This window comes from Motilimonas pumila (assembly GCF_003596335.1).
Classification (GTDB): domain Bacteria; phylum Pseudomonadota; class Gammaproteobacteria; order Enterobacterales; family CBDFNC01; genus Motilimonas; species Motilimonas pumila.
Genome location: NZ_QZCH01000036.1, coordinates 1 through 13,613, shown reverse-complemented (window position 1 = coordinate 13,613; position 13,613 = coordinate 1). Strand labels below are relative to the sequence as shown.

Sequence of the window (13,613 nt, the reverse complement as noted above, 5' to 3'; positions counted from 1 at the left end):
GCGCACATTCTACCCCTTTATCGCGTCAACGAGAAGGATCAAATTGATCATAAAAATCCACACTAAGATCTAAATAAATATATATAGATCTTTAAAGATCTTTTCTTATTAGATCTTAATATTAGATCTCACCTGATCAGTGGATAATCGACTATTGATCCTTTAGATCAAGATCTTAAGTTCGATCATACGGTGTGGATACTAGGCGTATTTAAGGCGGATAGCCTGAGATCTAAATGCCTGTTTATCCACACCCCTAGGCAGAGGCAATAAGTATAAATAGGATAACTATAGTTTGATCAACGGTTAGATCTATACTTATCCACAGAAAATATTTTCGATAAGGGGGTATATTGTTGGCTTTTTGAGCGATTATTTGGGGTTGAAACGGGAGCTGGAGTTACAAAAGTGGTTATGGACAAGCTATAAACTTGTCCACTTTATCGCGATATTACCTTGTTGGTTAGGCGTATTTTTGCACCGCATTTAGCCAGTTTGGGATCCAGGCTTCTGCGGCATCTTCTGGGATGGTATGTTCTTGCACATCAATAGTAAGTAGTTCACTGGTTTGCACTGCGCCAAGATCTTGCAGTAGCGCATCGATGTTTTTACCGGCTTCGCAAAAAGTGTCGTAGCTAGAGTCGCCGATGCCAATCACACCATAATTGATCGCTCTTAACATTGGCCTTTGGGCCATTAATTGATTGGCAAACTCTTGAAAGCTCTCTGGATAGTCTCCCGCTCCATGGGTTGAGGTTATCACTAACCAAAGCTGTTTTTCGTCAGCGTTAAAGCTGCTTAAATCAGCTGGATTATGAATTTCAGTGTCAAAGCCTGCTTGCTCGATGTATGGCACTAAAGCGTCGGCAACATACTCTGCCCCGCCCAACGTGGTGCCTACTAATAGATGGATTTTTTTCATGCTATCTCCTTTGCTGAGGCTATCTTAAACTTGCCTATGCGCTAAATAAAGCACCCATAAGTCGCAATTTTACGGGCTGTATTAGCGTTGCGTGTGATGGTTGGCGTAAATATAAGCGCATTTTTTTACATTCTGCGCTGCACTGTAAAAAGTGATGTTTTTTTTGTTAATTAAATCAGTTGTTTACAATCTATCTTTGATTTATTTCAATATTTTTCCGATTTTTTTGAAATTATTTTTACGTTCAACCGGTTCTGTTAAACGTAAGCCAATTAAAACGTGGCTAAACACAACACTATGAATAATAAAAGGAAATTAGTTATGAAAAAGTCAAACATCGCATTAGCAACCGCAGTTTCTGGCGCCCTAGCGCTAGGCGCAACCATGATTAGCGCACCGGCTATGGCGGCAGACAAAGAGAAATGCTACGGCGTTTCTAAAGCGGGTCAAAACGACTGTGCTACCAAAAGCAGCTCTTGTGCGGGTACAGCTAAAACAGACAATCAAGCCGATGCGTTCATTGCTGTTCCTAAAGGTTTATGCGCCAAATTAACCGGCGGAAGCTTAGAGCCAAAGTAAGATGGCTTTAACCATTCCTCAGGGAGGCGTAGGCATTGGCTTACGTGCTCCTCACTTCCAAGACTTGTTGCGCGACCCCATTAATACTGACTTTCTAGAAATCCACAGCGAGAACTATTTTAACCCTCACAGTGAAGCAAGTGCAGTATTGGACCGTCTGGCGCAACAATATGCCATCAGTTGTCATGGCATCGGTTTGTCTCTTGGCAGTGTTGACCCGATAAACCCACTGCATTTGAAGCAGTTAAGTAATTTAATTGAACGAGTTAAACCGCGTTTGATTTCAGAGCATTTAAGTTGGAGCTCAGTTGGCGGTGAGTATTTTAATGATCTCTTGCCTATGCCTTACACCGAACAAGCCTTACAGCTGTTTGGCAACAAGGTAGATCAAGTGCAGCAAACGTTAGGTCGTCAGATCCTGGTTGAGAATCCTTCTGTTTACCTGACCTTTAAGCAACCTGAAATGACAGAGTGGCAGTTTTTGAATCGTTTGGTAGAGCAAACCCAATGCGGGTTGTTATTAGATCTTAATAATATTTACGTTAGCAGCTTTAACCAAGGTTGCGACAGCCATACGTATTTGGCGGGCATCAACCCACAAGCTGTGCAGGAGATTCACCTTGCAGGCTTTACCGTAAAAAGCTTTGACCAAGGTGAGTTACTGATTGATACCCACGGCAGTCGTGTCAGTGAGCCGGTATGGCAGCTATATCGCCAGTTTATTGCGCAATGGCCTAACGTTGCCACTTTGATTGAATGGGACACGGATATCCCCAGTCTTGATGTTTTATTGCAAGAACAGGGTAAAGCTGAGCAGATCCGATCGCAGGAGGTGGCGGCATGAGTAAACGACACTCCGAAATTGAGTTGGATCTTTTGCAGCAAAACTTTGCAGCAGCGGTGCGCTATCAGCACGATGACATATTGCAACAGATTGAGTCGCCCCGGTTTTTACCGGATCAAGTGATGCAGATATACCGCAATAACTTTGTGATGTCGTGTACCGAGGCATTAACCGCGACCTTTAAGCTGACGCTTATTGCGGTAGGGCAAGATTTTTTTGATGCGGTGGCGCGAGCTTTTGTATTAGCGCAGCCTCCTCGCTGTGGTGACATCATGCAATACGGTGATCGGTTTGCGCAATTTTTAGCAACTTGCCCACAGCTGGATGCGATGCCTTATATTCCCGGAGTCGCGCAATTGGAATGGCAAATAGAGCAAACTGCAGGGTTGGCTTTACGCGAAAATGCTTTTCCATTTGCTAGCTTATCAGCGGTTGCTGCCAGTGCTTATGAGCAAACGTATTTGTTATTGCGCCCACAGCTGCAGCTGTTTGCTTGTGATTATGACGTGGAAACCTTGTATCGCATGTTACAAGCCGGTGAAGTTGAGGAATTTGAGCAACAACAAGCATGTTATTTAGTGCTGCGAAAACAGCGCGATTTTAGCGTCAGTTTAACGCCGGTGTCGGCAGCCTTATTCGGTTTTTTACAAGCTTGTCAGCAAGGCTCTCGGTTGACTGAAATAAGCGAACAATGGGATATCGCCAGTTTTTTGCCACAAGCGTTAGCACAAGATTTTCTGGTCGGTTTTGAGAGTGAAGGAGTCATATCATGAAAGCATTAATGGATACCTATGACCAAGGCGTCGTGCAGATGCAGCGACTTTTTGTACCCCTGTTGCTGTTGTTCACCCGTTTGTGGGTTGCTTGGGTCTTTTTTCGGTCGGGGTATATCAAGGTTAACAGCTGGGACAGCACCTTATACTTGTTTGAGCTGGAGTATCAAGTGCCCTTGTTACCTTGGTTATGGGCCGCGTATTTAGGCACTGCTGCGGAATTAATATTGCCCATACTGCTGGCGTTAGGGGTGATGACCCGGTTTACGGCCTTTGCTTTGTTTGTGTTTAATATTATCGCCGTGGTGTCTTACCCTGTACTGTGGGAAAACGGCTTTTATGATCATCAGTTATGGGGTCTGATGATACTGATTAACTTAGTTTGGGGCGCTGGGCCCATCGCCGTTGATACTCTCACGCGTAAGTGGTTTAACCAAGCTTAAGTTTGCCTCGGCAATCAAGCCATCACGCTGTTGCGGCCGACTGCAATAGCCTGATGGAGCTGCTGATAAGCACGCCCTATCAAATCATCTAAACTTCTATCTTGTTCTTTTGAAGCGGTACAACCTATGCTAACGGTAATGCCAGGCTGGCCATATTCCGTGTGCCCAGGCAAGGCTAGGTGCAATGCTGCTTGGCGCAGCTTTTCTGCCACCGCACCATGTTGTTCGTCATTACATTCCGCTAGGCAAACAATAAACTCATTGTCTGACCAATAACTGATTACATCACTTTTTCGAATGTGCTGCTGAGCAACTTGGGCATATTTATTGAGCATCAGATTGGTGAAGGTATGACCCCGTTCTATGCTGAATTGTTTATATTGATCCACTTCTACAATCAAAATACTGAAGGTTAATTGGCTGCGCTGCATCCGATCAAACTCTAGCTGAGCATGGTTAATAAAGTAGTGTCGATCTGGCAATTGGGTTAATGGATCTTTGGGTGCTACCGCGTGCAATTCCGACGGCATTTTTTCACTGTGCAGTCGCCATTGATTGATGCCGTAACATAAGATCAAAAAGCCAGAGACCTGGATGATGTCTTCAAACAGCAAACTGACAGCAGCGGGCTGTTGGAAAACTTCATCTAACGCATCGGTCAATAAAGAAATAAAGAGCAAAAAAAATCCGGCAAACACCAGGTTATATACCCCAGGTTTGTTTTCGATAGGCTTAAGCAAAAAGATGATGGCAATTAATGATGCCACTATGGTGCTTTCTGACAAAAAACTGATGACATCAATATCTTGCACAAAATCGAAAAACATAATGTGGATAAAGATGAGTGAGCAAGCAAAGAGCAACGCCATGCTTGGTTTGGTATTGACCATGAGAGGTGCCGTTTTACCTTGTAACGTGAAGCTTAGGCACTAGCTTAAAGAATTATGGCAGGGAAAACAGCGATAAATCTTGAGGTTAACAGGGAAATTGTTAATTTTGTGATTACAGCGTGTCGAGTAAACAGGTTTGATTCCATTAGTTAGCTTATATGGCTGTTTTATATAAGCTAACCGTCAATACTTAAAAGTATAACCGCACCACAGATTCAATCACGCAACCTGGGCGACGACAGCCTTCTATTTCGACAGAGATCTCTTTTACTAACTCTAAGCCGCGCTTAATGGGACTGACTTTGGTTAAGCGGGTACGCGCGCGAATATTACTATTCACCTTGATTGGATAAGGAAAGCGCACTTGGTTGATGCCGTAGTTTACCGTCATTTTCGCGGTCGGGTACTGCGGCTTATCGGCGTCCACACTTTCGGTTAATGCCGGCAACAGCGACAAGGTTAAAAAGCCATGGGCGATGGTGGACTTAAACGGTGACTCTTGAGCTGCGCGTTCGGGGTCGGTGTGGATCCACTGATGGTCTTGAGTCACTTCGGCAAATGCGTCAATGCGTTCCTGCGTAATTTCAAACCATGGGCCAACGTGAATTTCTTCCCCCAGTTGCTCAGACAATTGTTCTAACAATTTGGCTGCTTTTGGGTGTAACTCTTCCGGCTTTGGCGCGGGAGTTTGATCATAGGACAATAATTGATGGTCTCGTGCCCAATTGGCCAAATGATTGTTATGAGCTTTATTGAGAAACTCTATCCAATAATCACGAATAGTAGGAGACAGCCAATCCTTTAGCTCGAACGGGTTTTGCGCCAAAATTTCCTTTTTTTGCTTAAGAAAATCAACCACTTTCATTGCTTATGTTCCTGTCTTAAAAGCTTTGCAAAACATCCGGTGAAACTCACGGGCCGCTGCAAGATGATGCAATTGCTGCCGTTATAGTTTACATAGATGTTATGGGGATAACAAAATTTTGCTATTACCAATAACCTCTATAGATCAGAATGTTTCATGTGAAACAGATTTGATAACTATTAGTTATATTAGTCGAAGTGTCTTGCTTTAGCCTGATATCAACTTACTTGAGGCAGTATTTTTATCCTTTCAAAGATCATCTATAGTTGCCTAACACGCGACAAAGAAAAGGTTTTAAATGAAATATTTAACTGCTGTTACCGCGCTGACCGCCACATTATACTTAAGCGCTTGTCAGTCTGATGAACAAGACTCCAGCACGCCACCCACGGCTCATGCGGCGTTAACAGAAATACCTGCAGGTGACTGGTTGTTGGTACAAAAAGCTCAGCAACGCTTCAGTGGTGAGGAGCAGCCTCAGTTTGTGGTCAATGCTGATGAAATCGTAGGCTCTGATGGCTGTAATCGAGTTAAAGGCAATTATCAAATTGTGCAAGGTCGCTTTAGTAGCGAGCTTATGGGGACACGTAAAGCGTGTGAGCCGAGCAAGATGGCGCTTGCCAATGCGTTTAACCAGTTGATGACAGACAGTCAAGTTACCTTAGTGCAGCAAGATTTAGTCTTCAGTGGCGAAGAAGAATGGCGCTTTCGCTTACGTCAACCGCAAGAATCTGCTGCAGACAGCCAAGGCCATGGCCCTGATTCCGGCACTTTAGAATCTATTGGCGCTTTGGTATGGCAAGAAAAATACCAGCAAGCCACTAAAGAAGCGTTTTGGCTAGCCAGTCAAAATGGTGCTCCTGCCCCCCTGAGCACTATCAGCATGAACGATGCTGCCAGTTTATATTTAATAAATGAGCACAGCTTTATGGCGTTATCAGACGCTTTGTATGCTGGGGTTAAGCGCAAGCACAATTCGCTCAGTACTGCTCAGTGGCAAAAAGCGTGGATCAATGCACCACAGGATGGGTCGCTGCAGCAATGGGCAGACTTTGTGCAGCAACAAGTTGCGCCGTAATCATGGATGAGTCTCAACTGTGTGACTTCTTGGCCGCTCGGCCTGAAGCTGAGCTGGATTATCCATTTGGACCTGAAGCGAAAGTGTACAAGGTAAAAGGAAAGCTGTTTGCGATTGTTAGCGTGCGTCAGCAGCAGCTGCAAGTAAACCTAAAATGCGACCCGCAGCAAGCCTTAATGCTACGAGACATTTTTACCGCGGTATTACCTGGCTACCACATGAATAAAAAGCATTGGAATACGGTGTTAATGGATAACACCCTCGCCCGTGGTGAAATTGAACGGATGATCGAGCATTCTTATGGATTAGTTGTTAAATCCTTGCCTAAATCTACTCGTAGCGCCCTGGTAGCCAAACACGGTGAACACATTTTAGCAGCGGCGCAGTAATTTCTACCATCATAGCGCTGCAAACGCGAGATTATTGATTTGCTTGGGGTATAGGTTTAGTCTTTATGTGTTTCAATGACTGCGCAGTTGGCTTAATGCCACTAAGAATAAGAGGTGTTTTATATGAGTAACGTGTTAGAACTAGTAAAAAATGCACGCCGCAAGAATAAATTAAAGCGTGAAATCTTAGACAACGAAAAGAAAATTCGCGACAACCGTAAGCGTGTAGATTTATTAGATAACTTATTGGATTACATTCGCGCAGACATGAGCCACGAAGAAGTTATGGCGATTGTTCATAACATGAAATCTGATTATGAAGATCGCGTTGATGACCACATCATCAAAGGTGCTGAATTATCGAAAGAACGTCGTGAAATAAATAAAAAGATCAACGACTTTTCTCGTGCCAGTGCCAGTGCAAAAAAATAGGCATTGACGCCACCTAACAAGAACCCGCTATTGGCGGGTTTTTTTATTTATGACCTTAGCACCCACCAAGGCAGGTATCCGTGCACAGCGATGTGAAGATATTGGCTGGCAAAGTGACCGAGCATGGTCCCTTTAGCAGCGCCATTAATAAGCAAGTGATTACCGAGCCCGTTTGGGTATCTGAAACGGGCCTGAGTAATGATCAGCAAGCAGATAAGCGCTTTCATGGTGGCCCTGAGCGAGCACTACATTATTATCCACAAGAGCATTATCAAGCTTGGCTAAAGCAATACCCTGCTCATCCTAAGATGCGTATCAGTGGTTTTGGCGAAAACATTTCAGGCTTAGGGTTTACCGAGCAGAACTTGGCCATTGGCGATATTTTTCAGCTTGGCGGTGCTCAACTACAAATCAGTCAGCCGCGATCTCCTTGTTTTAAATTGAACCACAGGTTTGAAATCGCCAACTTAGCGTTACAGATGCAAATGACAGGGCGATGCGGTTGGTTTTTCCGCGTTTTACAGCCTGGCTGGGTTAAGCCAAACGATTCATTAACGCTTATTCAAAGGTCAGACTATCAACTGATGTTGTGGCAAGTGTTACAGTCCGCATATTTAGAACCTTTTGATAAAAAAACATTAAAATGCTGGATTAATGACCCCTATTTAGCCGATAATTGGCGCAAAAAAGCATGCCAGCGTTTGCAGACTGGCAAAATAGAAAATTGGAATGACAGATTATTTGGCCAAAGCGCATTTGGTTAATACTTTTTTCATGCTCTCACTGCAGTTGTCACTGATCTTGGCTATGCTAGTTATTATCCAAGGGGCAGTATTAATTTTTGTTGCACACAATGAGTTGAAATAATAGGTGTGGCAAAGCGGTAATTAGTTTAGGAGCAACCAAGGATGGACTCGACATTTACTATTTTGGCGCGGATTGCCAAAAATGCCAAATGGCCTGCGACTCCCGTTTGGAGTCAATCTTCACAAAGAGAATTTCAAGCAACCTTAGATCTATTGGATGCTTACCGTGATAGCTCTGAGGTGCTATACCGTGCGATGAACGGTTTTGTTAGCATCTCCAATGCTTGTTATGGTCAAGCCGGTGCGGCGGCGGTATTAACGATTGCAGCCACCCGAGAGCCGGAAAATAAGGAATTATGGCATCAAGTGTCCCACCTGCTTGAGTCGGCTAAACGCCTGAATGATTCAGTGGCCGCGGTGGGTGCCATTGAAATCAATTACCTCATAGCATTACAGCGTACCGATGAAGCCTTACCCAAGCTAAAAAAGCTGATTAAAGCGAATCCTACGGATTACTGGGCTTGTCGCGCTTCGATGCAATATTGGGGGGCGATAGGCGATATTACCCAAGCCACCGTGTGGTGGAAAAAAGCCGAAGAGTCGGCCCACAGTTCGCGTCGTTGGGAACAAGTGTTGTGGCGGGCAGGTGTATTGTCACAGCAACACCAGCTGTGGCAGCAAGCGTTAGACTTTTACTTACAGCTTGCTCCGGGTAATCGCGACGACGCTTGGCTTTACTTGCATATAGCACAAATTTATTTTGAACTGGGCGAATATACCAAAGCGCGAGCCTATGTCGGGCAATCCCTTGAAAATGACGATCTCGCCGATGCTGAATTATTGCAAAAGAAAATTACCAAGCAAACCACGTGGTGGCGCAAACACTTGCCTTGGGGTTAGTGTGTGCTAGGTTACAAGCTCACCATTCCATAAAAAAGCCAAGATTTATTGTTGGCTTTTTTTATGGGCTCACCGTGCTGAAGTGACAATGATTACATCGACTCAAACAGTTTTAGCAATTGATCGCTGTCTGTTAGCATTTGCTGTTCGTTATCTTTATCGCCGTACATGCCATCCGCGAGTTGCTGCTTTTGCTTTTGCAGTTGCAGTACGCGCTCTTCTACTGTTTTCTCACAAATCAACTTATAAACGAACACGGGCTTATCCTGACCAATACGATAGGCTCGGTCAGTGGCTTGGTTTTCAGCGGCTGGGTTCCACCAAGGGTCGTAATGGATCACAGTGTCAGCTGCGGTTAAGTTTAAGCCTACTCCACCTGCTTTGAGTGAGATGAGAAATACAGGAACATCGCCATTTTGGAAAGAGTCGATCACTTCGGCCCGTTTTTGGGTTTGTCCGGTAAGCTTGGCGTAATCAATGCCGGCTTGCTTAAAGCGGTCTTCGATGATGCTCAGCATTTGCGCAAACTGCGAGAAAATTAAGATCCGGCGACCTTCTTCAAGCATCTCTGGCACAATATCCATCAAGAAATCGAGCTTGGCAGAGCTTTGAATTTTTTGCGCTTCTTCCAGTTTCACCAGTTTAGGATCGCAACAAGCTTGACGCATTTTGAGCAGCGCATCTAGAAACTCGATACGGCTGCGCGCCATACCTTTGCTGGTGAGTAAGCCTTGCACCTTGGCTTCCATGGTAACGCGAATGCTCTCGTACAAAGTTCGCTGCTCTGGTGGCATTTCTATCACATGGGTAATTTCGGTTTTCGGTGGCAGTTCGGTGGCCACTTGGTCTTTGGTTCGACGCAATAAGAAAGGCGACACTTTTTGTTTCAGCCATTGTTTACTGTGCTGATCGCCTTCTTTTTCTATGGGGGTGCGGTAGTGTTTATTAAAGCCGCTTAAATTGCCCAAAAAGCCTGGCATCAGAAAGTCATATATCGACCACAATTCACCCAAGTGGTTTTCCATTGGCGTACCGGTTAAACATAGCTTGTGCTGCGCGTTAAGCTTTTTCACCGTTTGTGTCATTTTGGCGCTAGGGTTTTTAATTACTTGGGCTTCATCAAGCACCAATTCACTGAACTCAAACGCCGCCAAAAATTCGCTGTCGCGAACCAATAATGGGTAAGTAGAAATGACAATGTCGTGGTCATTCACTTTTTCAAACAAGGCTTTACGCTCTGGTCCATGCAGTTTTAAGGTGCTTAGCCCAGGGGTGAATTTTTGGGCTTCGGCTTGCCAGTTACCCACTAGGCTGGTAGGACAAATCACTAACGCGGGCTTGTTCAGTTCGCCAATATCTTTACGGTGCTGTAAATACGCCAAGGTTTGTACGGTTTTACCTAGGCCCATGTCGTCAGCCAAAATGCCACCAAAACCGTATTCAAACAGGAAGTTAAGCCAGTTAAGGCCTTCTTGTTGATAATGCCTTAACTCGGCGGACAGGTTGACCGATGGTGGTAACTCCTTAATGCCGGTAAAACTGGCTAGCTTTTGCGCCAGCTGTTTCACGTGGTCGCCGCCAACCCATTGATTAATATCTGGCAGTTGTGCCAGTACGGCTGCGTGGGTATTAGGCAACCTGAGTTTGTCACTGTCTTGATTGGTTAACTCTTCTAAAATCGCCAAAATAGGTGCGATGGTACTGCGTTTAATGGTCAACATGGCGCCATTTGATTGTGGCAATATCAAGTCACCTTGTTGCGACTTCCAATCGTCATGGCGTTGGATCCACTCCACCAGCATCGGCAATAAGGGCACTTCTCGGCCTTCTACTTCAATCGATAGACCAACATCAAACCATTGATTATGCTCTTCTATTTCGATATTTAAACCGTCTACTTGGCTCGCAGAAAGATCAATGTCGGTAGCGATACGAATATGCCAGCCTTGCTGCTTTAATTGGCCTTCGTGCATCAACTTAAAGCCTAACCATAATTCTTCTTGGCTCAGTTTGTTGCTGCTATATAAAAAGCCTTGTAATTCTTGTTGATCTAACCGGCTTTGCAGTAAATGTTCATTCACCGCTTGTAAGTTAAGCTTATGGTATTGGTGCCAAGCAAGTTGTTCGGCTTCGTTATCACGTTTTATGTGGTAATGCTGACCTTCAAGCACAAAGCGCGTTTGTTTTGGTTGATGAATAATACTTGGGCAGATTTTAACGTTGCCGTACGCAAACCAAAATTTGGCAATCAGGCTCGCTTGGCCATTTTCTAGCTCGCCTTTATTCACTTCTAAGGTCGGCACTAAGGCTTGTTCTATGTCTGTGGTTGGCAGTTCAATAGGAGCTGGAATTGCCGCTTCAGAAAAGTTAACCAATAGCTCATTCGTAAAGTGAGTGGCTTGCTCGTCACCCAGTGCCGGTAATTGTTGTAATGCGGCGACCAAATGGCCGTCTAACGATGTGGTGATCGGACCTGCAATAAAGCGTTCGGTGTCAATATACCAAGGGTTAGGCGTGGCTAATAACTGCCATTGTTCGCCAAGTTCATTCAGGCCTAATTGAATCCGCTTTTTATCTTCTTGTTGTTGCCAGTCAATTTGCAGCGGCTTAGCTTCGCCCAAGGTGAGTTTATTGGCGGTGGTGACCCAATAACTGCGACCAGATGCCAGCATGCGTTTAAGGGCTAACTCGTCATTTTCGGTACTGATAAGGGTACTTTTAATGTTGTACTTGTCGTTCTCTTTCAGCAGCAGTAAGCGAACCAGGTTTTTATCGAAATCGGTCAGCCAAGAGTCTGACCAAGAGTAATCGTTTACCAGTTCTTCTAAACGCTTATTACTGAACGCGCCGACCGAGCCGTCTTTTTGGGTTTTGGCTGAGCCCACTTCCACTTGTATGTTGCCACTTTTATCCGGAGATAAGCAGAAAATGGCGGTTTCTTTTTGTGCCGCGCTGGCCAAATTCATTGGTTGCTGATAATGAGCCGGTAATTGATTAAACCAAAGTTGGTAAGGGTCTGCGGGTTCTAATTGTTTTTTATACGCCAGCAGCAGAGCAACCGCGTGTTTACAATTCCAACCGACTGGGCAAGAGCATTGACTACGAATGATCAACTTGCCGGGTTGATTACTGGCTTTAACCTCTACGTTTGTGCTGTAGCTGTCCTTAAAGGTGCCCGCTACGCTGCCAATGAGTTTGTCTAACTCGGGACTGTATTTGCACTTTTGCACTTGGTTATCAGTAAAAACTTGCATCCCTCGGTCAAACGTGGGGCCGCCAAAACTGTTTTTTATGTCTTTTTCTGAGTATTCCAACATGCTAGCGATAGTCACTTACCGTATTTTAACAAAGGGCTCGAGTATACCTTTTTTTAGGTCATAAGGGTGAATGCTATCTTTGTAGAATAGCCCGAAAATAGCAGATTTTCGGGCTGAAACGGAGATTAAGCTTGGCAGTTTGGCTTAGCGGTTGAATTCGTTGGGAGTTTTTTCATCGTCTTTTGCAGATCTTTGATGCGTGTATTGTGTGACGGGTGCGTCGACAATAACTCGGGTGGTTGACCGCCTTGAGAGGCCGCCGCCATGTTCTGCCAAAGTTTTACGCTTTGCGCGGGGTCAAACCCTGCTTGTGCCATCAACTCTAAACCTAAAATGTCAGATTCAGATTCTTGTGCTCGGCCATATGGCATTAACACGCCGTATTGCATGCCCAGACCTAAGCCTGCCATGGTCATGTTTTTGTACTCTGAGTTACCCAATAATGCGCCAGTAATGTCCAAGCCTGTGCTAGCCAATTGGTTTTGTGATAAACGCTCATTACTGTGGTTTGCCAATACATGCGCCACTTCGTGACCGATTACTGTGGCCAATTGATCTTGGTTTTCTGCTACGCCTAATAAACCTGTGTAGACGCCAATTTTACCACCTGGTAGGGCAAAAGCATTGATTTGCTCGCTTTCAAACACCACGACTTCCCATTGGTAAGTATTCGCTTGTCCCTTAAGTTGATTGGTGATGGCGTTCGCGACACAACCAACATACTGGTTGGTTTTTGGGTCTTTATTGATGGCTTGTTGCTGCTTCATTTGCTCGAACGATTGTTGTCCAAGCTGCGCCATTTCAGCGTCTGAAAACATGGTGATTTGTTTACGCCCCGTAGGTGACTGAGCGCAAGATGCAAGGGTGACCGCTAGAGCAACACCGGTGGCAACACGAGTAAATGTATTGAATGTCATGGTATACCTCCTTTACCAAATATGGCCGCATCATAACCCAACATGGGCATTGAGTCTCGCGGTGAACATGAAGGGTATCAAGCAAAGGTACTTTTAACGATTAGAGTTGCCTCTCGCTTATTCAGCGATAGGATTTTCAGTGTGGTCGCGAACGATAGGCTATTGCCACAGATCCATCAGGATAGTTGAGTACTCCTAATGGATCTGTTTTTAGATTTGTCGCATCTCCTACCCAAACATGCCTATGTGCAAATGCATTGACGCTCTACTGCTTTTCGTCATCTCGATGCTAAGCCATAGTTATGCTGGGTTAATGCATTAATAGCACCTTGAATCAACGGCTATTGATTCAAGGAAAAGCAACCCGTTTCAATAGCAGGGCGCGAGCATACTTTGGTTAATTTATAGCCCAAAGAAGACTTGCGCTCTATAATCATCGCACCAACCAGCTTTTTTAA

14 protein-coding genes are annotated in these 13,613 nt (G+C 44.8%); 9 read left to right on the top strand and 5 right to left on the bottom strand.

Translation table 11 applies throughout. The annotated features are described in order from the left end of the window. Positions 1 to 463: 463 nt before the first annotated feature. Positions 464 to 922, bottom strand: coding sequence for an FMN-binding protein MioC (gene mioC / locus D1Z90_RS18445; protein WP_119912273.1), 459 nt, complete (start codon positions 920 to 922; stop codon positions 464 to 466). Positions 923 to 1,243: 321 nt separating this feature from the next. Here mioC and D1Z90_RS18440 point away from each other — a divergent pair, with 321 nt between their 5' ends. From D1Z90_RS18440 to D1Z90_RS18425, 4 genes are read left to right on the top strand one after another with little or no spacing between them, the layout of a single operon-like run. Beyond that, positions 1,244 to 1,501, top strand: a complete 258-nt coding sequence (locus D1Z90_RS18440; protein ID WP_119912272.1) for a BufA1 family periplasmic bufferin-type metallophore — start codon at positions 1,244 to 1,246, stop codon at positions 1,499 to 1,501. A gap of 1 nt (position 1,502) precedes the next feature. Continuing rightward, positions 1,503 to 2,345 carry an MNIO family bufferin maturase gene (gene bufB / locus D1Z90_RS18435; RefSeq protein WP_119912271.1) on the top strand — a complete coding sequence of 281 codons (843 nt, stop codon included), beginning with the start codon at positions 1,503 to 1,505 and terminating at the stop codon, positions 2,343 to 2,345. Next, complete coding sequence (locus D1Z90_RS18430) at positions 2,342 to 3,118, top strand: HvfC/BufC N-terminal domain-containing protein (protein WP_119912270.1); 777 nt, start codon at positions 2,342 to 2,344, stop codon at positions 3,116 to 3,118. The genes bufB and D1Z90_RS18430 overlap by 4 nt, the downstream gene beginning before the upstream one ends. Beyond that, positions 3,115 to 3,561, top strand: coding sequence for a DoxX family protein (locus tag D1Z90_RS18425; RefSeq protein ID WP_119912269.1), 447 nt, complete (start codon positions 3,115 to 3,117; stop codon positions 3,559 to 3,561). Before D1Z90_RS18430 ends, D1Z90_RS18425 begins: the two co-directional genes overlap by 4 nt. 14 nt (positions 3,562 to 3,575) lie before the next feature. Here the strand turns inward: D1Z90_RS18425 and D1Z90_RS18420 are convergent, their stop codons facing one another. Together D1Z90_RS18420 and D1Z90_RS18415 are read right to left on the bottom strand one after the other, a co-directional pair. After that, entirely contained in the window at positions 3,576 to 4,451 is an 876-nt protein-coding gene (locus D1Z90_RS18420; protein ID WP_119912268.1) for a GGDEF domain-containing protein, read from the bottom strand. A 190-nt stretch (positions 4,452 to 4,641) separates the two neighbouring features. Then, a complete protein-coding gene (locus D1Z90_RS18415) occupies positions 4,642 to 5,316 on the bottom strand; it encodes a MaoC family dehydratase (protein ID WP_119912267.1) in 675 nt (224 codons plus the stop codon). 298 nt (positions 5,317 to 5,614) lie between these two features. Between D1Z90_RS18415 and D1Z90_RS18410 the strand changes: the two genes are divergently transcribed. From D1Z90_RS18410 to D1Z90_RS18390, 5 genes are all read left to right on the top strand, one after another. Continuing rightward, positions 5,615 to 6,394: an META domain-containing protein gene (locus D1Z90_RS18410; RefSeq protein ID WP_119912266.1), complete on the top strand. Its 780-nt coding sequence runs from the start codon at positions 5,615 to 5,617 to the stop codon at positions 6,392 to 6,394. Between the two features lie 2 nt (positions 6,395 to 6,396). Then, positions 6,397 to 6,783, top strand: a complete 387-nt coding sequence (locus D1Z90_RS18405) for an MmcQ/YjbR family DNA-binding protein (RefSeq protein WP_119912265.1) — start codon at positions 6,397 to 6,399, stop codon at positions 6,781 to 6,783. Positions 6,784 to 6,906: 123 nt separating this feature from the next. Beyond that, complete coding sequence (locus D1Z90_RS18400; RefSeq protein ID WP_119912264.1) at positions 6,907 to 7,215, top strand: DUF496 family protein; 309 nt, start codon at positions 6,907 to 6,909, stop codon at positions 7,213 to 7,215. A gap of 80 nt (positions 7,216 to 7,295) precedes the next feature. After that, the gene (locus tag D1Z90_RS18395; RefSeq protein WP_119912263.1) at positions 7,296 to 7,979 is read left to right on the top strand and encodes an MOSC domain-containing protein; all 684 of its coding nucleotides are present in this window, start codon (positions 7,296 to 7,298) and stop codon (positions 7,977 to 7,979) included. 144 nt (positions 7,980 to 8,123) lie between these two features. Then, a complete protein-coding gene (locus D1Z90_RS18390; protein WP_119912262.1) occupies positions 8,124 to 8,921 on the top strand; it encodes a tetratricopeptide repeat protein in 798 nt (265 codons plus the stop codon). A gap of 92 nt (positions 8,922 to 9,013) precedes the next feature. Here D1Z90_RS18390 and D1Z90_RS18385 read toward each other — a convergent pair whose 3' ends face one another. After that, positions 9,014 to 12,238 carry a DEAD/DEAH box helicase gene (locus D1Z90_RS18385; RefSeq protein WP_119912261.1) on the bottom strand — a complete coding sequence of 1,075 codons (3,225 nt, stop codon included), beginning with the start codon at positions 12,236 to 12,238 and terminating at the stop codon, positions 9,014 to 9,016. 125 nt (positions 12,239 to 12,363) lie between these two features. Then, complete coding sequence (locus tag D1Z90_RS18380; RefSeq protein ID WP_119912260.1) at positions 12,364 to 13,155, bottom strand: M48 family metallopeptidase; 792 nt, start codon at positions 13,153 to 13,155, stop codon at positions 12,364 to 12,366. Positions 13,156 to 13,613 lie beyond the last annotated feature (458 nt).

Coding starts and splice junctions, on each gene's coding strand:
- mioC (WP_119912273.1), bottom strand. CDS start 922: ATGAAAAAAATCCATCTATTAGTAGGCACCACGTTGGGCGGGGCAGAG.
- D1Z90_RS18440 (WP_119912272.1), top strand. CDS start 1,244: ATGAAAAAGTCAAACATCGCATTAGCAACCGCAGTTTCTGGCGCCCTA.
- bufB (WP_119912271.1), top strand. CDS start 1,503: ATGGCTTTAACCATTCCTCAGGGAGGCGTAGGCATTGGCTTACGTGCT.
- D1Z90_RS18430 (WP_119912270.1), top strand. CDS start 2,342: ATGAGTAAACGACACTCCGAAATTGAGTTGGATCTTTTGCAGCAAAAC.
- D1Z90_RS18425 (WP_119912269.1), top strand. CDS start 3,115: ATGAAAGCATTAATGGATACCTATGACCAAGGCGTCGTGCAGATGCAG.
- D1Z90_RS18420 (WP_119912268.1), bottom strand. CDS start 4,451: ATGGTCAATACCAAACCAAGCATGGCGTTGCTCTTTGCTTGCTCACTC.
- D1Z90_RS18415 (WP_119912267.1), bottom strand. CDS start 5,316: ATGAAAGTGGTTGATTTTCTTAAGCAAAAAAAGGAAATTTTGGCGCAA.
- D1Z90_RS18410 (WP_119912266.1), top strand. CDS start 5,615: ATGAAATATTTAACTGCTGTTACCGCGCTGACCGCCACATTATACTTA.
- D1Z90_RS18405 (WP_119912265.1), top strand. CDS start 6,397: ATGGATGAGTCTCAACTGTGTGACTTCTTGGCCGCTCGGCCTGAAGCT.
- D1Z90_RS18400 (WP_119912264.1), top strand. CDS start 6,907: ATGAGTAACGTGTTAGAACTAGTAAAAAATGCACGCCGCAAGAATAAA.
- D1Z90_RS18390 (WP_119912262.1), top strand. CDS start 8,124: ATGGACTCGACATTTACTATTTTGGCGCGGATTGCCAAAAATGCCAAA.
- D1Z90_RS18385 (WP_119912261.1), bottom strand. CDS start 12,238: ATGTTGGAATACTCAGAAAAAGACATAAAAAACAGTTTTGGCGGCCCC.
- D1Z90_RS18380 (WP_119912260.1), bottom strand. CDS start 13,155: ATGACATTCAATACATTTACTCGTGTTGCCACCGGTGTTGCTCTAGCG.